Source organism: Pedobacter folensis (assembly GCF_056490665.1).
The window spans coordinates 275935-301327 of record NZ_JBWJIF010000001.1; the positions used below are offsets into that span (position 1 = coordinate 275935).

General features: G+C 41.5%; 16 protein-coding genes. 10 read left to right on the forward strand and 6 right to left on the reverse strand.

Annotation, left to right across the window (positions count from 1 at the left end; all coding sequences use genetic code 11):
• Positions 1 to 71 precede the first annotated feature (71 nt).
• The 6 genes from AC04QZ_RS01065 (at position 72) to AC04QZ_RS01090 (ending at position 11381) form a co-directional block, all read left to right on the forward strand.
• Positions 72 to 1451, forward strand: a complete 1380-nt coding sequence (locus AC04QZ_RS01065; protein ID WP_478356221.1) for a sulfatase — start codon at positions 72 to 74, stop codon at positions 1449 to 1451.
• Between the two features lie 42 nt (positions 1452 to 1493).
• Positions 1494 to 3599, forward strand: a complete 2106-nt coding sequence (cslA, locus tag AC04QZ_RS01070) for a chondroitinase-AC (protein WP_478356222.1) — start codon at positions 1494 to 1496, stop codon at positions 3597 to 3599.
• A 167-nt stretch (positions 3600 to 3766) separates the two neighbouring features.
• Positions 3767 to 6916, forward strand: coding sequence for a SusC/RagA family TonB-linked outer membrane protein (locus tag AC04QZ_RS01075; RefSeq protein ID WP_478356223.1), 3150 nt, complete (start codon positions 3767 to 3769; stop codon positions 6914 to 6916).
• A gap of 32 nt (positions 6917 to 6948) precedes the next feature.
• Entirely contained in the window at positions 6949 to 8949 is a 2001-nt protein-coding gene (locus AC04QZ_RS01080; RefSeq protein ID WP_478356224.1) for a RagB/SusD family nutrient uptake outer membrane protein, read from the forward strand.
• An 18-nt stretch (positions 8950 to 8967) separates the two neighbouring features.
• Positions 8968 to 10002, forward strand: a complete 1035-nt coding sequence (locus AC04QZ_RS01085) for a DUF5017 domain-containing protein (RefSeq protein WP_478356225.1) — start codon at positions 8968 to 8970, stop codon at positions 10000 to 10002.
• A 47-nt stretch (positions 10003 to 10049) separates the two neighbouring features.
• Positions 10050 to 11381: a glycoside hydrolase family 88 protein gene (locus AC04QZ_RS01090; protein WP_478356226.1), complete on the forward strand. Its 1332-nt coding sequence runs from the start codon at positions 10050 to 10052 to the stop codon at positions 11379 to 11381.
• A 72-nt stretch (positions 11382 to 11453) separates the two neighbouring features.
• Here the strand turns inward: AC04QZ_RS01090 and AC04QZ_RS01095 are convergent, their stop codons facing one another.
• On the reverse strand, positions 11454 to 12671 hold the full coding sequence (locus AC04QZ_RS01095; RefSeq protein WP_478356227.1) for a right-handed parallel beta-helix repeat-containing protein: 1218 nt from the start codon (positions 12669 to 12671) through the stop codon (positions 11454 to 11456).
• 315 nt (positions 12672 to 12986) lie between these two features.
• Between AC04QZ_RS01095 and AC04QZ_RS01100 the strand changes: the two genes are divergently transcribed.
• The gene (locus AC04QZ_RS01100; RefSeq protein WP_478356228.1) at positions 12987 to 14867 is read left to right on the forward strand and encodes a gamma-glutamyltransferase family protein; all 1881 of its coding nucleotides are present in this window, start codon (positions 12987 to 12989) and stop codon (positions 14865 to 14867) included.
• 44 nt (positions 14868 to 14911) lie between these two features.
• Here the strand turns inward: AC04QZ_RS01100 and AC04QZ_RS01105 are convergent, their stop codons facing one another.
• The 5 genes from AC04QZ_RS01105 to AC04QZ_RS01125 form a co-directional block, all read right to left on the reverse strand.
• On the reverse strand, positions 14912 to 15892 hold the full coding sequence (locus AC04QZ_RS01105; RefSeq protein WP_478356229.1) for a PorP/SprF family type IX secretion system membrane protein: 981 nt from the start codon (positions 15890 to 15892) through the stop codon (positions 14912 to 14914).
• An 18-nt stretch (positions 15893 to 15910) separates the two neighbouring features.
• Positions 15911 to 16855, reverse strand: a complete 945-nt coding sequence (locus tag AC04QZ_RS01110) for a T9SS type B sorting domain-containing protein (RefSeq protein WP_478356230.1) — start codon at positions 16853 to 16855, stop codon at positions 15911 to 15913.
• A gap of 38 nt (positions 16856 to 16893) precedes the next feature.
• Entirely contained in the window at positions 16894 to 17586 is a 693-nt protein-coding gene (locus tag AC04QZ_RS01115) for a hypothetical protein (RefSeq protein ID WP_478356231.1), read from the reverse strand.
• A 25-nt stretch (positions 17587 to 17611) separates the two neighbouring features.
• Positions 17612 to 20527 carry a hypothetical protein gene (locus tag AC04QZ_RS01120; protein ID WP_478356232.1) on the reverse strand — a complete coding sequence of 972 codons (2916 nt, stop codon included), beginning with the start codon at positions 20525 to 20527 and terminating at the stop codon, positions 17612 to 17614.
• A gap of 628 nt (positions 20528 to 21155) precedes the next feature.
• On the reverse strand, positions 21156 to 21290 hold the full coding sequence (locus AC04QZ_RS01125; protein WP_478356233.1) for a hypothetical protein: 135 nt from the start codon (positions 21288 to 21290) through the stop codon (positions 21156 to 21158).
• Between the two features lie 461 nt (positions 21291 to 21751).
• Between AC04QZ_RS01125 and AC04QZ_RS01130 the strand changes: the two genes are divergently transcribed.
• From AC04QZ_RS01130 to AC04QZ_RS01140, 3 genes are read left to right on the forward strand one after another with little or no spacing between them, the layout of a single operon-like run.
• On the forward strand, positions 21752 to 23170 hold the full coding sequence (locus tag AC04QZ_RS01130; protein WP_478356234.1) for a hypothetical protein: 1419 nt from the start codon (positions 21752 to 21754) through the stop codon (positions 23168 to 23170).
• A 26-nt stretch (positions 23171 to 23196) separates the two neighbouring features.
• Positions 23197 to 24411 carry a hypothetical protein gene (locus tag AC04QZ_RS01135; RefSeq protein WP_478356235.1) on the forward strand — a complete coding sequence of 405 codons (1215 nt, stop codon included), beginning with the start codon at positions 23197 to 23199 and terminating at the stop codon, positions 24409 to 24411.
• Positions 24408 to 24911, forward strand: a complete 504-nt coding sequence (locus AC04QZ_RS01140) for a hypothetical protein (protein WP_478356236.1) — start codon at positions 24408 to 24410, stop codon at positions 24909 to 24911. The genes AC04QZ_RS01135 and AC04QZ_RS01140 overlap by 4 nt, the downstream gene beginning before the upstream one ends.
• Positions 24912 to 25393: the final 482 nt, after the last annotated feature.

Here is a 25393-nt window from a genome sequence, read left to right on the forward strand (position 1 = left end):
GCTTACATGCGCTTAATACTACTTTTATAAAATGTAAGCGTAGCTATGCCCTTATTGTACCGGTTCTATTCGTGACATCAGTACAATGTATTGCGCAAGTAGCCCGTCCTGATAAACCCAATGTTATTCTAATTGTAAGCGACGATGCAGGTTATGCAGATTTTGGTTGTTATGGCGGAAAGGAAATACCGACTCCGAATATCGATGCTATTGCCCGTCACGGTGTTCGTTTTACCAGTGCTTATGTTTCAGCTTCAGTATGTGCACCCTCCAGGGCAGGCCTTTTAACTGGTCGTTATCAGCAGCGCTTTGGCTTCGAGCACAATACCTCAACATTGGTTTCGCCTGGCTATACCCTGGCCGATGTAGGAATGGACCCAAGTGAGCGAACCATTGGCAACGAGATGCAGGCCAACGGATATCGGACAATTGCTATAGGTAAATGGCATCAGGGGGATGAAGAACAGCATTTTCCATTAAAACGGGGATTCGATGAATTTTATGGTTTTACCGGTGGTCAGAGGAGTTTTTTCGCTTATAAGGCAAAGCCTGCCCGGGAGAATTTGCTCTACGATAACCATGAACCTATTCCTGAAAGTAAGATTAGTTATCTAACGGATATGCTAACTGACAGGGCGACAAGGTTTATTGAGGAAAATAAAGATCGGCCATTTTTTATGTACCTGGCGTATAATGCCGTGCATAGCCCAATGAATGCCCGAAAAGACCTGATGGCCCGTTATGCCAATATTCCTGATAGCGGACGTAGAGCTTACGCTGCCATGATGACTTCTCTTGATGATGGCATAGGCAAGCTCATGGCAAGTCTAAAAGCGCAAGGACTAGAGAAAAATACCCTTTTAATCTTTATTAATGATAATGGTGGGGCGACCAACAATTCATCCGATAATGGTGTGTTAAGGGGAATGAAAGGATCGAAATGGGAAGGCGGTATCCGTGTGGCGATGATGATGAAGTGGCCCGATCACCTTGCAGCAGGTAATATTTATGCCAAGCCCGTAAGCGCATTAGATATTTTGCCAACAGCTATTGCCGCTGGTCATGGCACTCAAAAAGGCATAAAGAAACTTGATGGCGTAAACCTGATTCCTTATTTAAAGGCAGGTAATCAAAATACACCACACCAGGCCCTTTTCTGGCGAAGGGGAATCGCAGCCGCCATGCGAACTGGCAACTGGAAATTGATCCGCGTTAGGGAAAACAGCAAACTCGAGCATGTATTACTATTCAATCTCACTAACGACCTCTCCGAAAGCACCGATTTAGCAGCTAAGTATCCAAAACAGGTTAAACTGATGTTGCATAGTCTCGAACGGTGGGAAAAAGACCTGGATACGCCTCACTGGGGCAGTTCTTATGGTGGCAAGAACCAGATTATGAAACACCGCATGGAAACAAAAGGCAGGGCTATGGAAAGGCTGTATCCTTAATCAATCATAAAATAATACCAACTAACCAACCACAAAACCAAAATGAATAAATTATTGAATACCGGTCTGCTTTTTTTATGGATGTGTTTGCCAAATGTAATCAGGGCACAGCAAACGGAAACGACCAAATTAATCATGGACAGGATAATAAACGATCTTAAAAGACCGGCAAAATCTGTTGATGTCGCAGCTGCTGTAAGTTTGAAGACGATACAAGCTGACGGAAGCTGGAAAGATATTCCCTATCAGGATAAGGAGATTACCAAATGGCAACCTGCCAGGCACCTGGTTAACCTTGAAAACCTGATACAGGCTTATGTTGGAAAAGAAAGTCGCTACTTTGAAGATGAAAAAGTATTTGATGGCATTGGTAAGTCATTTCAATATTGGTACGATCACGATCCCAAAAGCAGCAACTGGTGGCACAATGAAATAGCTACGCCACAGGCCTTGGGCGAAATGCTCATTATGATGCGTTATGGAAAGGAACATTTGGATGTGAACCTCGAAAATAAACTGATTGAGCGGATGAAACGTGGAGATATTGAAAAGCAGACCGGAGCCAACAAAACAGATGTAGCTTTACATTATTTTTATCGCGCACTGTTAACTAATAACCAGGATTTACTTCGTTTTTCTACCGCTCAGCTTTTCGAGCCTATCCAGTTGGTATACCGTAAAGAAGGTCTTCAGTACGATTATTCCTATCTGCAGCACGGGCCACAGCTCCAGATATCCAGTTATGGTTCTGTATTTATCACCGGAGTATTAAAACTGGCTAATTATGTAAGGGGAACCGAGTACGCCCTGAACGGTGAAAAACTGGATCTGTTCTCGAAATATTACCGCAATAGTTATTTAAAAGCAATACGCGGAAGTTATATCGATTTTAATGTAGAAGGCAGGGGAGTAAGCAGGCCTAACATCCTGGATAAAAGCAACGAACGAAACAGGCTTCTGGTTGCACAGTTACTGGATTTTAAAAATACCAGCGATTGGAATGCAGCCATTGCAAGGACCGAAAATAAAGAAACGCCTGATTACAAAATACAACCTTATCACCAACAGTTCTGGAACGGAGATTACGTTCAGCACGGCAGGAGTACTTATGCCTTTAATGTAAGGATGGTTAGTAAGCGCACTAAACGAAGCGAATCGGGCAATAAGGAAAATCTTCTAGGCCGATACCTATCTGATGGAGCCACCAATATGCAATTGCGGGGCCCCGAGTATTATAATATTATGCCCGTATGGGAGTGGGACAAAATACCGGGTGTTACCAGTAGAGATTATCTGGTAGATCGGCCGTTAACCCAATTCTGGGGAGAACAGGGTAGCAATGATTTTGCGGGTGGTGTATCTGATGGTGTATATGGTGCCAGTGGGTATATGCTGGATTACGATAGTTTACAGGCAAAAAAATCATGGTTCTTTTTTGATAAAGAGATTGTTTGTCTTGGTGCAGGCATAAACAGTAATGCGCCAGAATCGGTTACGACGACCGTTAACCAATGTTGGTTGAATGGAGAGGTGCTAAGTGCTGATCATGGGCGGATTGTTGGCGGGAAGGTTGCTGTATTTAACGATAAGCACCCCAGCTGGTTGCTGCACGATGGAGTTGGTTATTATTTCCCTGAGCAAAACAACCTTACTTTGAGTACCGAAACCCAAAAGGGGAATTGGTACCACATTAATAATGCCCATGCTAAAAGCGATGTTTCGGGACAGGTTTTTAAATTATGGATAAATCATGGCGCTAAACCTGTCGATGCCAAATATTCTTATGTCATTTTACCCGGCATAACTAAAGCAGGAGAACTCAAAAACTTTAAAGCCAGTGATCTGATCATTGTAGCCAATACTGAAAAAATACAAGCAGTTTACCATAAAGCCTTAGACATGTTCCAGGTTATATTTTATCAGGCAGGCACCATAACTTTGGCGGGAATGGAAATCAGTACAGATAAAGCCTGTGCGCTAATGGTTAATCATGTTAATGGAAACCAGGTATGGTCAGTTGCTGATCCTTTGCAAAAAGAACTTTTGATTAATATGAGTTGTAAAGATGTTAAAACGGGAAAGACAAAAAAACTAAGCGCTGAACTTCCACAGCGGGAACTTGCTGGCTCAACAGTTTTATTACACTAAGACTTTTTCCGAAAAAATCGGTTAATAATGCGCATTAGCCACATGTTAACTTATTATTACCCTTATATAAATTAATTTATACCCCTCGTTTCAGTCGGTTGCTTTGCAAATTTGATGGATTAATCCGCGGATTGATGATGAGAAAACCAAATTTAAACAAATGAAATATGAGAAAGATTTACCTCTTTTTAATGTGTATGATCTATGCCCTCGGAGCCTTTTCGCAAACCCGAAAGGTGGAAGGAACGGTGACCGAGCAGGGATCGGGGATAGCCCTTGTTGGGGTGAGTGTATCGGTAAAAGGAACCAAAACCGGGGCCTCTACCGATAAGGACGGTCATTATGCCATTCAAGTCCCCACTAAGGAGAAAAGCACGCTTGTTTTTAGCTATGTAGGCTATCTTCAAAGAGAAATGCCGGTGGGCGATAAGGGCGTAATCAACCTGAGCCTTGCCTCTGACGAAAAAGCACTGGGCGATGTAGTGGTGGTTGGTTATGGAACAAGTAAAAAGGGCGATTTAGTAAGTTCAGTCGGGCAGGTCGATATGAATGATATGGCCAAAGCGCCTGTTCGTTCTATTGATGAATCGCTTGCAGGGCGTGTAGCTGGCGTGCAGGTTAATTCTTCTGACGGCCAGCCCGGATCATCCGTAAATATAGTAATCAGGGGTGCGAACTCCATTACCCAGAACAATAGTCCGCTTTACGTGGTTGATGGTTTCCCGATTGAAGGCTTTAACCTGAATGTATTCGATCCACAGGAAGTAGAATCTATTGATGTGTTAAAAGATGCCTCAGCCACGGCTATTTATGGGGCAAGGGGTGCTAATGGCGTAATTATGATCACCACCAAAAAAGGAAAGATGGGTGCACCAGTTATCTCTTTCAGTCCAACGGTAAGTTTTGATAACAATATTAAAACCATGGAGCTGATGAACAGTTACGATTTTGCCAAAATGCAGCTCGAGCTGGTTCCAGGTGCACCAGGTTCTGCAAATGATCCCACACCGATTTATATCTTACTTACCAGACCCGGTAAAACCCTTGAGGATTATAGAAATGCACCGGCAACCGATTGGCAGTCGCCTTTTTTTCAAACCGGTTTAAGGCAAGATTATTCGCTTGCACTTAGAGGAGGAACTGATAAAACCATTTATGCTTTATCTGGTAACCTGAACGATCAAAAAGGTACCATTATCAATACCGCCTACAAAAGATATCAGGGGAGGATAACCCTCGATCAAACCTTAAGTAAAAAAATAAAAGTGGGTGTAAATGCCAACTATGCTTATTTACTTCGTTCAGGAAATTCGGCTGCGCAAGGCACTGGTGGCAGCGGAACAACCAATATTTTATACAGTGTATGGGGTTATAGTCCGTTAAGTGAGCTCACCGAAGATGAAGCTATTGATGAAACCACTGCCAGCGGTGTAGATTATAAGTTCAACCCGATCATGAACCAGAACAACCTGCTTCGGAACAATAAAACACATAACTTAAATGTAAGCGGGTATTTTGATTATGCAATAACCAATAATTTAAAGCTGAAAATAACTGGTGGGATCAATAATACCAGGGTAATTAGCGAAGAATTCAATAATTCTAAAACTTATCCCGGAAGCCCCAATACCACACCCGGCAGAACCAGCGGTGTAAATGGATCTATTGCCGAAGCCAATACAAACAACTGGTCGAATGAAAATACCTTAACCTGGACCAAAACCTATAATAAAAGCCATAACCTGAATATTTTAGGCGGTTTTTCTACACAGGGCAACACCAGTAACGCTTTTGGTTTCGGGGCTACATTTTTGCCAAACGAAAAATTAGGTCTTAGTGGTTTAAACGAGGGGATTCTAAATCCGGTAACGATAGCAACCAGCTCATTATGGACTTTATCTTCTTTTTTTGGAAGGATTAAGTATAATTTTAAATCTAAATATTACCTCGAAGCCTCTTATCGCGCTGATGGTTCTTCTAAATTTGCCGATGGCAATAAATGGAGTTATTTTCCTTCAATCGGTAGCTCATGGCGTTTTATTAAAGAAGATTTCCTTAAAAATAACAAAGTATTATCAGAAGGTAAATTACGTGCCAGTTTCGGAAAAACAGGTAACAATAGGGTAAATGATTTTGCTTACCTCTCTTCTAATGATGTAGTGCCTGGAAACTCTTACCCATGGAACAACAGTTATGTAAGCAGTATTATTCCTACCTCACTGGGCAACCCCAAAGTAAAGTGGGAAACTACCGATCAGTACGATGCGGGCGTTGACCTTGGTTTTCTGAAAAACAGAATTTCCTTAACTGCTGATGTATACAAGAAAAACACCAAAGATCTTTTGCTAAGGGCAACATTGCCTACCTCATCAGGTTATACAAGTGCATTTAAAAATGTAGGTGCTGTTGCTAACCGCGGTCTAGAAATTAGCCTGAGTACAATAAATATCAGCAACAAGAATTTTCAATGGAACAGCAGTTTTAATATCTCCTTTAATAGAAATAAGGTTTTGGCACTTGCCGAAGATCAGCAAACTTTACTTTCGACCACAAATTGGGATAACGCTTATACCAATATCCCTTCTTACATTGCGAAAATCGGCGAGCCTTTGGGGCTGATGTACGGGTTTATATGGGATGGCGTATACCAGTACAGCGATTTTAACCGGACCTCTACAGGAGAGTACCTGTTAAAAGACAATGTGCCCGCTAATGGCAGTGCCCGTCAAAACATTCAGCCCGGAGATATCAGGTACAGAGATCTTAACGGCGATGGGAATGTAAATGCCTCCGATTATGCTGTTATTGGCAATAGTTTGCCGTTGCACACCGGTGGTTTTAGCAATAATTTTACCTATAAACAATTCGACCTGAATGTTTTCTTTCAATGGTCGTACGGTAATGATATTCAGAATATTAACCGGCAGGTTTTTGAAGGGAATGCACTCGGTAAAAGATTTCTGCAGCAATATTCAAGCTATACAGACCGGTGGTCGCCAGAAAATCAGGCTTCATCTAATTACCGGACCGGTGGTTTCTCTGTTGCAGGTTATTCATCCAGAACCATTGAAGACGGATCGTTTCTCCGTTTAAAAACGGTTTCACTAGGTTATAATATTCCTAAACCGTTGTTAGATAGGGTGAAAATCAAAACTGCACGTATTTTCGTATCGGGGCAAAACCTCTACACCTGGACTAAATATACAGGATTAGACCCTGAGGTGAGTACTTACAGCTCGGTGCTTACCGGTGGCTTTGATTATAGTGCCTATCCAAGGGCCAGAACCATCGCTTTTGGCGCTAATGTAACTTTTTAAGAACGGAAGACATTCACAGAAATTCAATTGACATGAAAAAGATATTATATTTTCTCCTCATTATATCTACAGGTTTAGGCTCCTGTAAAAAGTTTTTAGCTACGGTACCGACCGATAATCTTTTGCCGGAAGAATACTACGATTCGGAAGCGAAGTTACTTAATGCGCTGGCTGGCGTGTATTATCCATTGGAAACCTCAGCGTTGTATGGGAATTTCCTTAGCAGCGATTATAATATTTCTGATGAAGCATTTTATCAGCGAAGTGCGCAAACTACTGGTGTATCGGTTTATAATTTCGACTATTCTGATGCCAGCGTTGCCGCCTTGTGGCAGCAGTGTTATGTTGGTATTGAACGGGCAAACATGCTTATTGCCAATATCAATGTGGCCAATATTGCAGAGAACAAACGTGCGCCGATTTTAGGAGAAGCGCTCTTTTTAAGGGGCTATTATTATTTCTTACTGGCCAGTAACTATGGCGATGTTCCCCTTAAAACAGTACCTACAAAATCGCCCTCAGCAGAAGATGTACAGGTTCCGCGTACCCCATTAAAACAGGTATATGCACAGATACTTGAAGATATGACCAAAGCCGAAGGATTGACGAGTAAAATAACTGATCTGGGCTTTAGCGGCAGGGTAAGCAAAACCACTGTTGAAGGTATATTGGCCAGGGTTTGTCTGACTATGGCTGGTGCTCCGCTTAAAGACGAATCTAAATATGCTGATGCCAAAGCCTGGGCTTTAAAAGTGAAAGAATCAGGCGAACACCGTTTAAATCCAAGTTATAAACAGCTTTTTGTAAACATGCATCAAGACTTGTACGACATTAAAGATAGTATGTGGGAAGTAGAATTCAAAGGTAATGGTGCTGATGGATTGGGCTCCAATGGCCGGGTAGGCAGTTTAGGCGGTATTCAAATGCAGGTTGCAACTGGTATAGGGCTGAAAATCGGGTACAGTTATGGCTTTTTGCATACTACCGCAAAACTCTTTAACCTTTTTCAGCCGGGAGATTTAAGAAGAGATTGGAACCTTGCACAGTTCAATTATATTGCCACTTATCCCGATCGATACTACTATAACTATTACACGGCTGCCCAGATATACAACCGCGACGCCGCTAAATTTAGAAGAGAAGCTTATGTGCTGGACAACAAAAACCAGAATACCACACCGATCAATTATCCTTTATTGCGGTATTCGGATGTATTGTTAATGCTTGCTGAAGCAGAAAATCACCTTAATGGACCAACAGCCTTAGCCTACGATGCCATTAACCAGGTTCGAAGAAGGGGATATGGAGTAGATGCGGCAACTGCTGGCGCAACCGTTTCGGTAGTAAACAGTATTACATTAGCTACTGCAGGAAATACCGGATACCTCACCACGGTAAATAATATTCCTGTAACGCTATCAGGCGGTGGTGGGACAGGTGCAACTGCCGATGCAACGGTTTCGGCCAGTACAGGTAAAGTAATCGCTCTTGCTGTACTTAATCCAGGCAAAGGTTATACTGCTGCTCCAACGGTAACCATTGGCATGCAATGGTTAAGCAATACAGATTATGCGGTGGGTATACAAATCTTCAACGGCAACAATGTTTATACGGTTACAACGGCTGGTAAATCTACTGCGACGGCACCGGTACAAACTTCAGGGGCTTCTGCTGCGGCAACAACCGGAGCGGTATTTACCTGGGCTGGTACACGGGCTACTGCTACGGCTACTATCGCAACAACAGCGGTTGATCTGAGCGGATTAAGCCAAAGCAGCTTTCAGCAGGCCATTGAAGATGAACGTTCGAGAGAATTGTGTTTTGAGGCACTGAGAAAACCCGATCTCATTAGATGGGGTAAGTGGGTTGAAACGATGAATAGCATTGGCGCTGAGATTAGAGCAAACGCTGGTGCTACTTTTTCTTACGGTGGCCTGGCCGGTTCAAACGTATTATCCAAACATCAACTGTTCCCGATTCCGGCAGCAGAAATTACGGTAAATAAGCAGGCTACCCAAAATCCAGGTTGGTAAATTTAAATAGAAAAGATCATGAAATTATTAAATATCATCATGTTAGCAGGGGTACTAACTTTGGCCGCATGCGAAAAAACGATTGAGTCAAAACCAGTTGTTTTTGATGTATTCAGTACAAAAACTAACGGCCAGTCTACCGCTACATTTAAAACAACAGACACCATTGTTTATCAGTTGAGTGGAAATGCCGATATCATCACCTTCTATTCCGGAGCAATTGGTCAGCGATATACGTTTAGGAACAGGACCACAGCAAATGGTACGCCTCAGCTTCAATTCAGTTCGCTGAGGGCTAATGGTACACAAGCAAATTCTATACAGTTACTTATCTCTTCTGATTTTAAAGGTGTGGTAGCCAAATCGCAGACCATTACAGGTGTGATTACCCGGGATACAGCGGCAACTAATGCAAATATTGCGGCTGGAGGCTGGACAGATATTTCGGCCCGGGCAACATGGTCAGCAGGAGGAACAACAGCAACGCCATCTGGTATCATCAACCTGTCTGATTACGCCAAACAGGAAAAACCAGTGTTTATCGCTTTTAAGTACAATGCTGCTGCAGGTAGTATCCAGAATAAATGGACGATTACCAATTTTTCACTAAATAATCTTTTGGAAGACAATACCATTTATACACAGGCTAATTTTGCCGCTTCCAATCAGTCTATCACTAATTATGGTGTAAATACCCCGGGTTTAGGCTGGCTTAGCATACTCGACGAAAAAGTGAATGCAAACAAGTACGCCTGGATATATACTACCGGTGTTGGAACGGCTGGTTCGTTGGTCATTACAGGTGCTTCAACGGTGGCTACGGCAACGGCTTCTGCCGAAGCATGGGCCATAGTTGGTCCGATCGACCTGCGAAAAGTAACGCCTGATGCAGGGGTGGGAATCAAAGATATTACGGCTAAGGTAACGAGTTATACTGCTGCAACTGTATATCCAGTAGGTAATTACAAGCCAACTTTTGTAGCGACTAATAGCACCGTTGATGGAACTTCAGCTGTTGTAAAAGAAATCCCTTTAACAATCATCGCTCCCTAGTCCAATATCGTCATAATCCTTTTTTGAAATTTAAAAATATTACATCTATGAAAAAAAAATATTTTAATAACAGGCAATTGGCTTTTTTCCTTAGCCTGTTGTTAATGGTTGCAGTTAGCGCCTCAGCATTTTTATCGCTGTCGCCAAAAGAAGAATTGATCAGGAAAGATTTTACCGTAGCCGAAGAGCAGTATAAAACCTTACTTAAAACCTCTACCGATCTGACCAGTTTTCCGAGGACAACCAAAAAAGATGGAACGGTTAAAGGAACCGATGTTTGGGATTGGACAGGCGGCTTTTTCCCGGGCGGTTTATGGTATATTTATGAGTATACCAAAAAGCCAGAATGGAAAGCTGCTGCTACAAAATGGACCGAAGCATTAGCACAGGGACAATTTATAACCAAACATCATGATGTAGGTTTTGTAATGTATTGTTCTTACGGGAATGCCATGCGTTTAGAAAAAGATCCGCAAAAATTAGAAAAATACCGTAAGATCCTGATCCAGTCGGCCGAATCTGCACTTACACGTTTCGATCCTAAAGTTGGACTGATCAAATCCTGGCAAGCTAAAAAATCATGGGACAATAAAACCACCTGGCAATATCCGGTAATTATTGATAATATGATGAACCTGGAAATGTTGTGTTATGTTTCGAAAATTACAGGTAACCCTAAGTACAAAGATGTGGCCGTAAGCCATGCATTAAATACGATGAAAAACCACTTTCGTCCTGATTTTAGCACTTATCATGTGGTCGATTATGGTATCGGAGGTAAGGTGCTGCATCAACAAACTAATCAGGGTTATTCAGATAATTCTACCTGGTCTAGAGGTCAGGGATGGGCCATATATGGCTTTACCATGATGTATAGGGAAACAAAGGATAAACGCTTTTTACAGGCGGCAGAAAAAGCTGCCAATTTTTATCTGGGTCATCCTAACCTGCCAAAAGATAAGGTTCCGTACTGGGATTTTAATGTTGGCGAGAAAGGTTATACACCAGATTGGGATTATGCCTCACGTAAGCTCTCATATATCCCACGTGATGCCTCAGCTGGCGCTTTGGTAAGTTCGGCCTTGTTAGAATTGAGCACATTTTCTGCACAGGGGAGCAGGTATTTTAAATCTGCAGAGCAGATGCTCGAATCGCTTTCAGGAAATGAGTATTTGGCAAAACCAGGTGCTAATTCGGGCTTTATTTTAAAACATAGTGTGGGTAGTTTCCCTCACAACTCCGAAATCGATGTTCCGCTTATTTATGCTGATTATTATTTTCTGGAGGCCTTATTGAGGTACCAAAAACTGAAAGGACAATCGCCCGCACTTAGCGAAACCGGAAAGGCAATCAACTCATCCAATAAATACCAGAAGTAGGTTAGTAGCTATAGTCACTTCATCACTTTAAAAGATAGCAGTCATTAAAAATGGCTGCTATCTTTTTTTTATTTAATAATTGCCAGATTGGTTAATGCCTGCTTTAAGGTTCAGTATACCGTAATCATTGGTGTAAACTCCTCCATTTGCGGCATTAAAATTAGCAACATTAAGGTTATTCCCGGTAAAACTAATGGTTCCATTCGTTACCAGGTTCCCTTCAATGCGGAAAGAATATTCAGTGCCTGTGGTATTGTCGCGGTAGTAACCTATTCCATGATAAATATCATTAACATTAGTGCCAATATTAATGGTATTATTGAGTACAATAACATTGTTTAAATACGGATAGGCAGGCGTATTCGCGTATTCATAAAGCAGGATCCCTGAGGTATTAAAAGTATTGCCAGAGATGGTAACCTGTTGTCCGTTTCTTGCTTTTACCGCACCACCATCGGCGTTTGGCGGCCACCCTGAAATCGTATTGCCGCTTATCGTTAAACCATTAAAGCTATGGGCGTAGATGCCGTGGTCGGTTTGTGCTAAATCCGTGTTTAAAGCGGGATTTCTATTGGCTACATTGTTGCTGATCAGGCTATTGCTTTCGCTGTTGTCGTTAATTGCAGTAACAAAATAACCCGTTGTGCCGCCATTGCCAAAGGTGCAATTTAAAATTTTACTGTTTGTGGTGCTTTTTAGCCAGATCCCTCTTCCACTATTATTCTCCCTTCGTGAAAAAGTACAGGTATTGATCAATGAAGAATCGGTATCACTGAATTGAAGGTAAGCATCCGAATAATAGCTTTCAGTGGTTCCAGCCTTTCTTCTTCCATAATCAAAAATGCAGTACTTAAAGGTTACTTTAGCCGCATTAGCTATTACAAACCTGTAATTCCAAAAAGTGATCCCCGAAAAAACACAGTTGCTTAATTCTGTTCCATAACTTGCAGCGAGCAGGTCGGTAGTGGTTGCTGTAGCATCAAAAATAGGGTTAGTGGCCGTTTTTTTTGCCAATATTACGCCAGCTTTCATTACCACTTTACCGGTAATAGCATAGGTGCCGGCTTCCACCCAAACCGTATCTCCGGCTACTGCAGCGGCAATTACCTGATTAATCTGCGCAAGGGTCATTCCGGTGTTAATGGTTAAATCGCTCACCGAACTTGCCTGACTTTCCATCATCGCTGGCTTTTTTGCATCGAAGGTTGTGGCCTGCTCCTCATTTTCTTTTTTGCAGGATAATAACAGAAGGCTTAAAGCCAGGCATAGAAATTGGGTTTTTCTTTTCATTGTTTTTTGAGATTAGTATTTGGTTAAGTTTTAATTGGTTGCGTATGGATGGTACACAATGGTTGTGGCTGGCAACCAGGGTGATATACTAATTTCAATGAAAAGACAAAATGGATAGGGTCAGGAATCGGTTTAATAAGGGGGATAAATCATCACCATGCGCGAAAGGGTAATGTGCTGGTGAAGATGCATGTGTAATGATAATTTGCCTGCATAGCACTTAAATTTGTAACAAGCTTGTTTTAATGTGCTGAATTAAGGAATGCGGTTTGAGTATAGTACAGCTATGGTTCATATTTTGGCTATATTGGAGCTATGAAAAATTTAGCCCTGTTTCTGCTATTATCACTCTCTATTCAGTCTTTATTTGCACAACAAACGCAAAAGCCAATGCTTTACGGCAACAGTTGGATGGCCATTACCGGAAAGCCGATGGCCGCAACAGCAGGATCGATGATCTTTCAGCAGGGTGGGAATGCCGTTGATGCAGCATGTGCCATGCTGGCTGCCACTTGCACCATGTGGGATACCCTGAGCTGGGGAGGAGAAACACAGGCGCTGATCTATAACCCGAACACAAAAAAAGTAATCGCCATTAATGCCATGGGTGTTGCGCCAACAGGTGCAACTGTAGCCTTTTTTAAAGCGAAAGGTTATAACTTTCCACCGGAATATGGGCCTTTAGCCGCAACTACTCCAGGTACACCCGGCGGACTGATCTACATGCTCAGTAAATATGGCAGCATGAGCCTGGGGCAGGTGCTGGCACCTGCCATGCATATGGCTGCAGGTTATGCCATAGAAGCACAGGCGGCAAACAGTATGGAGCGTGATAAAGAACTGATTAAAACCTGGCCTTACAGTAAAAAAGTGCTGTTGCCGCATTTGGGCGACAAACGTGAAGCCCCAGAAGCGGGAGAGGTTTTTATTCAAAAAGATTTGTTGGCCACGCTAACCAAAATGGTTGAAGCAGAGCAGGCAGCGCTGAAGAAAGGCCGTTCGCGACAAGAGGCTTTAATGGCTGCTTATGATCGTTTTTATAAAGGCGATATTGCACAGGAGTTTGTTCGTGGAAGTAAAGAACAAGGCGGTTTAATCACCATGGATGACCTGGCTAAATGGAAACCAGTTGAAGAAGAAGCACTAAGTACCGATTATAAAGGCATTAAAGTATATAAATTAAAACAGTGGACACAGGGACCGGTTTTACTTCAGGCTTTGAATATATTAGAGAACTTTGACCTAAAAGCAATGGGTTACAATAGCTCAAAATATATCCATACGGTTTATCAGGCCATGAACCTGTCTTTCGCTGACCGTGATTTTTATTATGGCGATCCAAACCAAAATCCTGCTGAGCCGATAAAAGGCCTGTTGAGTAAGGATTACGCAAAACAACGGGCATCGCTTATTCAGGCTGATAAAAATGATGCAAACATTGGCCCCGGCGATCCTTACCCATATGAGGGCAGGAAAAACCCGTACTTAAATCTGTTAAAAAGCAGAGGTTTTAATCCCGATACAGCCAAACGGAACTTTGCACCGAAACACGACCTGGGTAACCATACACCAAAAGAAATTTATGAAGACCGTTTATGGCGGGGAACAACATCGATAGAAGCTGCCGATAAAGCAGGTTGGGTAGTATCGGTTACGCCAAGCGGAGGCTGGCTTCCGGCCTGTATTGCCGGCAATACAGGCATTGGGATGAGTCAGCGCATGCAAAGTTTTGTGCTCGATTCTGCCTTAAATCCCTTTAATGTTGTTGCACCGGGCAAACGGCCAAGGGTAACCTTGTCGCCCTCATTGTTTATCAAAGACGGCAAACCTTTTGTATCGGCCGCAGTTCAGGGCGGAGATACCCAGGACCAGAATTTGCTGCAGTTCTTTTTAAACATGGCTGAGTTTGGTATGAATGTTCAAAGGGCAACCGAAGCAGCTAATTTCAATACCAATCAGCTGTGGCTTTCACTGGGTGGTACTAAAACGAGCGACAGGGAACCAAAGCCCGGTCAGATCTTGTTAAATACCAATACTAAAGAGGAGGTACGCAGTGAACTGAAAAAAATGGGTTATTCGCTTAGTTTTTCAGAGCGCACCAGCGGACCCATTAATGCCATTTATTTTGACTGGAAGCACAATAGTTTGCAAGGCGGATCGAGTAACCATGGCGAAGATTATGGTATTGCATGGTAGGGGATTGATTTAATAAATAATCTGTATCCCGCTTTCATTAAGCGCTAAAAATAACACTTTGGTCTTCGGCTCTTTTTGGTTTCGATGTAATAACCAACTGAGATTTCGTGCGATCCATAATCATAATTGCTCAGTTTGTTGAGGCTGTAATCATAGCCATAGCCAATGCGTAAATTAGATCTGATGAATAATTCGCTGATGAAACCAACGGCAGCTCTGCTGGTTAATCCGCGCTGCAGGTTCTCTTTCGGGTAAATTTTTACCGAAGTGCGATAAACTGCACCTAGCCAGAAACGCTCTTTTACCAGTAAAAAGGCATTTAAATCTAACGAAGTTGGTCCGTGTAAATCGTCTTTAATTAAAAAGGTTGGTTTAAAAACAAAATCATCATTTACCGGTAAGGCCACTCCAGCACTGAGGTAAAAATGCGGTTGAATTTTTACGTTAAGTGAATTGTAATCGCCAAATACCGATAAGGGTTTTGATAAGAGGTTATTTGCCGAAAAGCCGATAAAAAACTTCTCATTTGAATAATGTATGCCAGCGCGTATATCAGGCATGGTCTGGCTTATTGATCCTGTTGGGATGCGGTTATCGCCCATTTCAATAGGATCTAACATACTGCCGTTTAAGGAGGCTTGTATTACGCCTACGCCTAAACCGAAAGCAAGGATGTTGGTTTCAGTACGATCGAGTTTTATCCGGTAAGCAAAGTTTGCTGATGCATTCAGCGTATTTTGTGCCCCTATTTTATCTTTGGTTACAATCATCCCAATGCCAAGGCTTTCATCATTTACAGCTTCATCAGCCGATATAGAAAGCGTTTGTGGTGCACCCCGAACACCAGTCCATTGTGCTCTGGCAAAAGCCTGCAGGTAAAGCTCTTCCTTGTAGCCCGTGTAGGCAGGATTGATGTACATGCCATTAAAAATATATTGCCCAAACTGGGCATCTTGCTGCGCAAAAACCTTAACAGCTGATATCGTAATGATCAAAACAAAAAATATCCTTTTCAAAATGTTCATGTCTGTATTTCGTTTTATTTACCTGATTACGGTTACATAACCTTTGTAATCTTGCCAGGTGGCTGTTCCATTTCTAACCTTAACCACGTAGAAGTAAGTTCCGTCTGTTAGCCCCGGAGCGGTCCAGTCGTTCTGGTAGTGATTGGATTGATAAACCGTACTTCCCCAACGATTGATGATCGTTACTTCGTTCGATTCAAAAGATTCCAGGTGTTCAATATAAAAAGTGTCGTTCTTGCCGTCCCCATTGGGCGTGAAAACATTTGGTATTCTTAAACCTGAAATCTCTTTTTTATCGGTTGATGTATTGTTAGCCAGATTAGGATCAAATTCTGTTGCCGTTACAGTGGCGGTATTACTCACCATCCCTGATTGTTTAGATTTTACCCTGATAATCAGTTCGGCAAACTTACCATTGGCCAGTAACGGGATGTTCCAGTTAATGGTTCGGTTTAGCTGATCGTAGGTAGCAACTCCATCTGTGGGCTGGGCCAGGTTTTCTAAAGAAAGGTTATCCGGAAGTGCATCTTTTATCACAAGCTGGGTGGCATCATCTGTGCCATTATTTCTAACATTCAGGTAATACTCAAAAACCTGATCGCTCACGACAATCTTTGATTCTGATCGCTTTGTTATGGCTACATCTGCAATAAGCTGTGGCAATACCATCACTTCTATTTCATCTGAGATATCGGAGGTACAACCAAATTTATTTACTGTAGCAACTTTATAAATACCAGCGGTTGCCGTAATAAGTGTTGCTTTATTCTGGCCGTTCACTAACACATCATCCTTGTACCATATATACGAAGCAGCCCCAACCGAATTTGCGCGCAAAACCACTGACGACCCTTGCCTGATCGTAATGCTTTGCCGCCCTTTGGGAGCAATCTGGCTTATCGCTGTTTGAATAAAAAACAACATCAAAGCCAATGACAGAAAGGAGATTATCCTTAGCTTCATTGATACAATAATCTTCAGAAAACGAACGAAACTTTAACCTAGAAAGTAACTGCTGTTGCTGTACCAGTGATGGTTCCTGGCGTAATGGTTGGTTTTACAGGTTTAGCCGTTACCGTAACATCATGATCGGCCATCTGTGGACAATATTTATTGCCATTGATTACATAACCTACTTTTAAGCGATGCGTTTTTGTTCCAACTGTTGCCGGCGCCGATGGTGTATAATCTTTTGTTGTAGCACCTGATATAGCCGTTTCTACCCCTCCGGTTACCGTATACCATTGATAAGCCAATGAGGTAATCGTTGGATCTTCAGGATTGGTAACTGTACCAACCTGGGCTAATGGACTTTCAAGACAGAAATTAGCTGGCGTAAAATCAACCACCAAAGGTTTAAGCACATACACCGGAATTTCCTGTAATTCTGACTCGCAGGATCCTGGTGTGGTTGATTTAGAACTTAAATAATAATAACCTGTGTTTAAATCGGCTGCCGCAATTTTATTTCCCGAAGCTAAAGTAATACCGGTACTGGGCGTGGTGGTTTGCGTTGCGCTGTATTTAACAATCCAGTTTTCTCCGGATGGTGCAGCAGGTAAAGTAAGGTCAGACCCTTTACAAAATAAACTTACGCCACTTGTGGTGGGTAATACCTGGGCCGATACTGTTGAAAATGTGCAGATTAACAGAAAGGTAATCGCTAAAATTGTTTTTGTAATTGAATTGTTCATGGGGACGATTTTTTTGTTTGTTTAATTAATATTGTGATGAAGTGGGCACCAACACATGTGGTGCTGATGGTTTTGGATTTATTTTAATGTTAAAATTAATTTGAGTACTGCAGCCCGCCGGATTTTTAATGGTCAATATGCCAGAATGAATCCCTAATGCCGCATTTGCAGGGATGCTAATCGGAATGTTTCCTGCAGGTAAAGACTGGTTGTTAACCGGATCAAAACCTGCCGTATTCCAGCTAATGTTATAGGTTGTCGGGTTGTTTAAAGCATTGGTGTAACTGAGCGATGAAGTGGTAAAACCCTGGCATATTTCAGGATCATTGCCTAATGTTAAGTTGGGTAGTGCACTTACGGTGACGATAAAATCGGTTGTTTTCTCCGCGCAGCCTTTTGCGGTAGCCGTTATGGTGGCTGTCCCTGTAAATGTATTATCCCAGGTTACTTTTCCACTGTTTGCATCTATAATACCTGCAGCTAAAGGCAATATGGAATAAACGATGCTCGTGGCATTTGTTGCCGTTGCAACATAAGTATCAGTTCCGCTACCCGTACAACGTTTATCCGTTAATCCATTATTAAAAACCGGACTGCTTACATTTCCGTTTACGGTTATCTTTCCCGTTGTAGTGAATGGAGTTCCTGTAGTGTTGGAAACCGTATAAGTCATTGCCGGACCTGCTGTAGTTGGCGTGCCTGAAATGGTGACTTTTTTAGGAGATGAACTATAGCTCGACGTTATTCCGGTTGGTAAACCTGTAACTTGAATACCGTTTGAGCCTGATGGAATATTGATGATGATATCATCTATGGCTGTACCCACACAAACTTCTCTATCTTTAGAGCCAGTTATGGTACTCACTGAGCTCTGATCATTATTGGTTACCTGATCGGGTTGCGAGCCAGTAATCGTTGCTGTATTAATATTAGTTCCTGTCGTTACAACTTTTGCGGTGATGCTTAAGGAAATACTGGCATTACTGGCCAAATCGCCAATGGTCCATATCCCTGAAATAGGATCGTAACTCGTGCCTGATGGCGCTACGCTCGATACATAAGTAAAACCGCTGGGAAGCAGGTCGTTAACCGATACCCCAACCGCATTGCCATTACCTAAATTTTCGGCCTTAAGGGTAAATACCACATTACTGTTCAATTCAGGATAAGCTACATCAACCGTTTTAGTAATAGCGCGGTCGATATTACAAAGGGAAACCTTTAAGGGTAGAGATGGTGCACTGAGTCCGCAATCCAAACTATAACTAACCGAATAATTACCCGAAGCACTAGCTACATAAGTATTGGAGTTTGCTCCATTTATCGGGCTTTCGTTAAGGTACCACTGATAATTGGAAGCATTGGGATTTGCTATAAGAGTTGCTGATGCGCAATTGGTTTGAGATACCAGTGGTTGATCGCCCTTTTCAGGGAAACGGGAAATAAAGTTCGACATCGAGAATCCATCACCTTGTTGCACCATCGAAACCGTGAGCCGCTCTGCACTGGTAATGGTGATTGCCTTTGGTGAGCCAATATCCGCTTTTGTAAAACTGATTAAATATAAGCCCGAAGTTCCCAGTGTTTTACGGTTGCCTATACCTGCTATACTTTCAATATCAGTATTGGTATAATTGGTTGTACCAAACTGGGTTGTGAGGTAGATTTTGGCCGTGCTTTTTGTAATGATGTAACCAAAATAAGATAAATCACTATTGTTATAATCGGTAAACTTATTGGTTTCAACTTTTTTAGATCCCGAACAGCTGGATATTGGTACCAAAGTAGCAACATCTACCTCGCAACCACCGCCGCCAGAAATACCAGCTGTACCTGAAAATACACCCACATTTTTAGTGGCTTCAATTCTTGAAGATGAATACCTCCCTGTATTTATGCCCGGCGGATTTGCCGCGCTATAGGTTCCGGAAACAAAACCATGCTCGAATGTTTTAAAATCGCCAGCTTGTGCCAGTGTAAAGTTAGTGGTAGTTTTCTGAGTACCGTTAAGGTCAAAACTGGTAACCGTAACCACGGTGTTAGCCTCTGTTGCAATCACTGTTGTTTGCTCGGCAGTTGAATTACCCTCGCCTCTAACCACTACATACTCCCGGCCTAGTGATGCTATTGGTGGAATTGGATTGTATGCACCATCTCCACAGCCTCCGGGAGCATCCAGATCTGCAGCGGTATTCATTACAGCAGCCCCTGAAGATTCTACCAAAGTTCCCATAGGCGCAGTAAATAAATAACTCTGTCCGGCATTTAATGTTGCCTTTGCTACACCAGCTATTTTAACAATGGTGTTATTTTCGGTAGCCATAATACTATAGATTGGTGGATGTGTACTGGCAAGATTACCATTCCTATAGTAACCTACCCGGAAAGAGGTTCCAATTGCGGCATCACCAAAGCTGAAAAGAGAGGCATTACCCTTAATATCTGTATCTGTACCGTTAGTTCCTAAATCATCTGATGCTACATTTCTTAAATTCACTGAAATAGATCCGGTAGCTTCTACTATTAATCCGGCTCCGCTTAGTACAGTGTTAAGTTGGTGCGCAGGTACATCTTTAGGTAGTCCGGTAAAGCGATAAACAAAAGGCGTTCCCTGCACACAGGTAAAAGTGGTAACAACAGTACCGTCGCTTTTATATATTGTTCCGGTAACGGTTCCGATATCTGATGTAATCACAATTTCATTGGCCTTACTCCAATATTGCCAGGGGGCAGGCGCAATATAATGTTTGGCGTAACTAATTGCAGGTAAGTTTTTTATGGTTCTGGCACTGGCTTTTGAAGGAGAAGGGATTGGTAAATTGCTAAAGCCCGCGTTGGTTACGCTTTTAATTTCATGGCGCGCAAATGCAATATTTGCTGAGCAGAGCAATATTAATCCCAGTAACCCGTTAAATAAAAACAGCAGAAAAGCCTTAATCATAAATAACCTGTTGTTAAACCCATATGTTGCTTAACATGGACCTAATCATTCATTAAAGGCTGAGGGCGTTTTAATAAATTTTAGCATAATAAATCACTTGCCTATGTAGGTTAGGTTTGATTTATTGTGTAGTTCGAATGTGTCAGTTTGTTGGGTTCTTTGGTCGAAAGTAATTAAAAAAATGCACTAAAAATTACCCTCAATATTAATTTTTAATGCACTTTAAAGCTGTTTAAAGGCGTTTTTTGCATAAATTTAAGCACCTGTATTTCTACTGATACACCTTTAATTAAAAACCGATTATCTTCTTTTAGATTATTAGAATTTGATTGATGGGTAACTGATTTGTAGTCAATTAATTATGATGCTATAGCAAGTTTAAAACTACTGCGTAAAGCGTTTGTATGAGAAAAAATGAATTTTTTTTATAAAAACTGGAAAATTATAAGAAAATAATGAGCTCATTTTTCGAGCCCAGATTGTTAATTTTCATTTCGAATAAACCAAAGGTTTATAATGATCTTGTGTTGGCAGTTGATCAGTTTTGCTTAGTTCGCGCTAAAAAGTCAAACCGAAACTTCTTGATGTAACAAGGTCTAACTCACCCCAGTTTCATTGAAGATTAATTTTAGTTGGTATTTTCCGGCTCAGGCTTATTGGGCGTTTCATCTAAGGCTTCTATTCCGCAAGCTGCCCAGATAAATTTAAAAATATTTAGGAATTCACATTGGATATCCCTGTCAGATTGTATTTCGTTTTCCATGTTGTGCCGCTTTAATCTTTATCGAAACAAAGAAAGGCTGGTTTTGTGTTAACGAAGGTAATCCTTTAATGTAAGTTTACTGTTGTCTAAATGTTAAGGATCATGTTTTTAACCATTAACTGTTTCAGTGTAATATTGATTTAACTGGCTGACCTTATTCCGGAAAACCTACTGGTAGTGTGCATTAGCATTTCTTCCGAATGTCTTGGTAAAAATGTCAGCAATAATATTGGTATCAAAATTCCATGCATAGAATTAATACCCAGTAGCGGGTATTGGAATCTATCAGCTGTTCCGTTATATTTACGTATTCGATGACTGTACTCTTTTAATGTAAAAGCGTCACGTTATCTGCCGTTTAAGTGCTGTATATTTTTCTTTTGAATTAATCATTACCAGTATATCCCCAAGCGGATTTGTGCGGTGCCTTAGGGCGTATTTCATCTAAAACCTTTCAGCTCATGAATATCTCCATTGCAGATTTACATTGCCATCCTTCGATGAAACCATACGGACGTAGCTTTCCCGATAGGATACCTGGTGCAGACCCCCTGGTAAAAGACTGCATATATTACTATGGCAACCCGCCCTTTGTTAAAAAGATTCTCAATAAAATTTTAGGTATCACCAGCTTTCCCCAGGCAGGTATTCAGGCACTTGAAAAAGGAGGCGTCGGACTTGTTTTCTGTTCCCTTTATCCTTTCGAAAAAGGATTTGTGCGGAAAAACGCCTTGCCTGGTGATTTGGTTACAGATAGTGTAAATCTGGTTACTGGCATTGGAAAAGAACGCATACATTATATTCAGGATCAAAACAATGGGTATTTTACCGACCTCGAAAATGAATATGCTTTTTTAAAGGCTTTAGATGGAAGGGTATTCACCTTTGGATCGAAGAAACTTAGGTATGTATTATTAATTGATTTCCAGCATATCGCCCAGAGCACCGATGATGAGGTGTATACCGTGTACATTGGATTATCTTTTGAAGGGATGCATGCGCTTTACAATCGATTTGAGGATGTGGGAAGCGATGATCCTTTGGTAAAACAAAGTTTAATGGATAACCTGGCTAAGGTAAAAGCATGGCCGCACTGCCCTTTGTTTGTTACTTTTGCCCATCATTTTTATAATGGTTTATGCGGGCATGCAGCTAGTTTAACCGATTTTTCTGTGAAACTGATCACCAATCAAAGTGTGATGCTTGGAACAGGTCTCAATGCATTGGGCAAGGATATGATCAGGGCTTTGTTGGCCAAAACAAACGGTAAGCGAATTCTTATCGACATTAAACATATGAGCGTTGCGGCCAGGAAAGAGTATTTTGAGCTTTTAGACGAGGAATATAAAAATGAGCAAATACCCATAATCGTTAGCCATGGTGCAATATGTGGCGACGAATATGCTTACAATTGGTTTTTAAGTGCTGATATCAATTTTTCTGATCGCGAAATTGTACGTATCGGGCAAAGTGAAGGGCTGTTTGGGATACAGTTAGATGAACGGCGTATTGCTAGTAGTCATGAAATTGCTCTCTTTAGAAAGCACCTTGGGACAGAGGCTATCTTGCTCCATGCGGCACTATTTGTGTGGCGGCAGATCCGTTATATGGCGGTGCTGCTTGATATCAATAGACTTCCGGCCTGGGATATCCAATGTTTGGGGAGCGATAATGATGGTATTGTTAATCCTATTGATGGGATATGGACTTCTGCTGACTTTGGATTGCTCAAAGACAGACTTCTTGTTCATGCAAATGCCTTTGTTGAAAATCCAGATTACAGCATGTCGATGCCAGGCAACCTCATATCAGGAGCGGAAATTGTAGAGAAGTTTATGAGCAGGAATATGCTCAGCTTTATGGAGAAAAATTTCAGGTAATCACACATTAACCTAAAGAAAATGATATGAACAACGATCTTGAAACCATGGACCCTAAGATAAAAAAAGAGCTTATCGGTAAACTGCTCAATAACAAAATTTCGGTTAGCGAACTCATTAAACTGCGGCCTGAAATTAATGAGTTTGATCTCTCTGAAATTATTCAACATATCTACGACCTTAATCTGGAGCAGGTACGGAAAATAGCGGCACTGGAACCTGTTATGGCTAAAGTAGATGCATTGAAAAACAGTCAGCGTAATACCCGTTTTATCAAAAAGGTAAAAAATAACTTTCGTAAACATACGGCCAAGCATAATGGACTTAAAAACAGGGTGGTGGTAGTAGAGGGCGATTCTTGGTTTAATTACCCCATTCTTTTAAGCGATGTGATCGACTGGGTTTCTATGGAAGAGAATATGGCGGTTTATAGCCTGGCCTCAGGAGGCGATTGGCTGATGAATATGGTAAGTGCCAAAAAATATGTCGAACAGCTTTCTACGCTGCAACCTGATGTATTTATCATTAGCGGGGGAGGAAACGACCTGGTTGGAAACCGGAGGATAGCAGCCATGGTTACCCATAAAGGAGATTCTAATGAATTTGAAAATAGTGAATTTGCGAAATATCTGTATCAGAACGCAGCTCAGGCGCCCGATAATCCAGCAGATTTTAAGCGGGGTACCCAGTTCATATCTAAAGATTTTTATGCTTTGCTGGCTTTTTTTCAGCTTCAGTATTACTTTATTATAAATGGAATTCTCACCGGAGGTAAAGGCAAAGGTGAAAACGGGAAATTCCCGGGCATACAGATTATTACACAAGGTTACGATTACGCCATTCCCAGTGATAAAAAGATCGCCGGATATAATCCACTCAAATGGTACCGGTTGTTTGCACGAACTTTTCTCGGTCATGGCGGATGGCTAAAAACACCCTTACAACTCCGGGGGATTTACGATCCGGAAGATCAGCGAAAGATTGTTTATGCCATGATTTATCTCTTTAACGAAATGATGATCGATATCGGTCGCGTTTTTAGTCAAATGTTAGGGGAGAATCGGGTATTCCATATCGATTCAAGGGGATCAGTTGGTCAAAACGGTTGGACAGATGAATTGCATCCATTGCCCGCTCACTTTAAAAAAACAGCAGCAGCCTTTATCCATTGTATAAATTATCCGAATAAAAGCGGAAGTGCAGTTATAGAGGTTATAAAACAGGAAGGAGGCCAGCGATGAAAAAGATATTGATTTTAGTATTGATCATCGTTTGTGCTGTGATGTCCTTTCAGGGAAGCATTCTTCAGCGCTTCAGTGGAAAGGGAATTGTCAGCTTAGAGCTTGCCAATAAAGATACAGGAGTAGAAATTATTGGGCTTTGGAGTGATACGCTTTATGGCGACCAGACACTTTTAAGCCTGGCTCAAAAGAATACACACCTAGATTTTCTGTTTATTTTGGTATATGTGCTGCTGATCATGACTTTATCCAATGCGCAGATGCAAAGAGAAAAAACAAGCTGGCTAAATGAATTGCTGCGGCTTAATTTATTCCTGGCATTTTTGATTGGCGCACTTGATGTTATTGAGAACATCAGGTTACTCCACAGTTTTCATCACCCGGGAAATCTGGATGAATTTTGGCAAACAGATTTTATCGCATGGCCTAAATTTGTGATGGCTGGCTGGGTAATTCTGGTCTATCTTTTGTCGATAATTAAGGGCTACTTGCGTAAGTGATTTTGGTTGTTTGTGGATCATTAAGAAATTAAGGTCATTAAGGCATAGACTATTGTAAAATAGCCTGGGTGTTTACACGCGCTGTGCTCAATAAATCCTTCTCCTTCGCTACAATCGACTGATTCCAAATCGATGATCATTTCCGTGCTTCCGTGGCAAAAAACTCAGCTCCGCAATTAAGCTTATGTTAATTTACGGTCAATAAATCCATTTTGGTTATGATCTGAAAATATCTTCGCACGATACAAATTGAAGTCTTAAGTGTCAGAAATCATATTTCGCCATTCAAATTCACCCGATTTTCATTATTCGGTAAGAAAATGTTCTTAATTAATTGGTTTATAGCTTAAAAACGTTCATTTTCATTTTAAAACACAATTTCGCTCATCCAAACCAGAAGTTCAACTTCATTATAACTTCATAAATCTGTATTTATTTCGCTTTCGAATTAAATCATTGCGTAACCATAATTTATTGAAGTC

Coding starts and splice junctions, on each gene's coding strand:
- cslA (WP_478356222.1), top strand. CDS start 1,494: ATGAATAAATTATTGAATACCGGTCTGCTTTTTTTATGGATGTGTTTG.
- AC04QZ_RS01075 (WP_478356223.1), top strand. CDS start 3,767: ATGAGAAAGATTTACCTCTTTTTAATGTGTATGATCTATGCCCTCGGA.
- AC04QZ_RS01080 (WP_478356224.1), top strand. CDS start 6,949: ATGAAAAAGATATTATATTTTCTCCTCATTATATCTACAGGTTTAGGC.
- AC04QZ_RS01085 (WP_478356225.1), top strand. CDS start 8,968: ATGAAATTATTAAATATCATCATGTTAGCAGGGGTACTAACTTTGGCC.
- AC04QZ_RS01090 (WP_478356226.1), top strand. CDS start 10,050: ATGAAAAAAAAATATTTTAATAACAGGCAATTGGCTTTTTTCCTTAGC.
- AC04QZ_RS01095 (WP_478356227.1), bottom strand. CDS start 12,671: ATGAAAAGAAAAACCCAATTTCTATGCCTGGCTTTAAGCCTTCTGTTA.
- AC04QZ_RS01100 (WP_478356228.1), top strand. CDS start 12,987: ATGAAAAATTTAGCCCTGTTTCTGCTATTATCACTCTCTATTCAGTCT.
- AC04QZ_RS01105 (WP_478356229.1), bottom strand. CDS start 15,892: ATGAACATTTTGAAAAGGATATTTTTTGTTTTGATCATTACGATATCA.
- AC04QZ_RS01110 (WP_478356230.1), bottom strand. CDS start 16,855: ATGAAGCTAAGGATAATCTCCTTTCTGTCATTGGCTTTGATGTTGTTT.
- AC04QZ_RS01115 (WP_478356231.1), bottom strand. CDS start 17,586: ATGAACAATTCAATTACAAAAACAATTTTAGCGATTACCTTTCTGTTA.
- AC04QZ_RS01120 (WP_478356232.1), bottom strand. CDS start 20,527: ATGATTAAGGCTTTTCTGCTGTTTTTATTTAACGGGTTACTGGGATTA.
- AC04QZ_RS01125 (WP_478356233.1), bottom strand. CDS start 21,290: ATGGAAAACGAAATACAATCTGACAGGGATATCCAATGTGAATTCCTA.
- AC04QZ_RS01130 (WP_478356234.1), top strand. CDS start 21,752: ATGAATATCTCCATTGCAGATTTACATTGCCATCCTTCGATGAAACCA.
- AC04QZ_RS01135 (WP_478356235.1), top strand. CDS start 23,197: ATGAACAACGATCTTGAAACCATGGACCCTAAGATAAAAAAAGAGCTT.
- AC04QZ_RS01140 (WP_478356236.1), top strand. CDS start 24,408: ATGAAAAAGATATTGATTTTAGTATTGATCATCGTTTGTGCTGTGATG.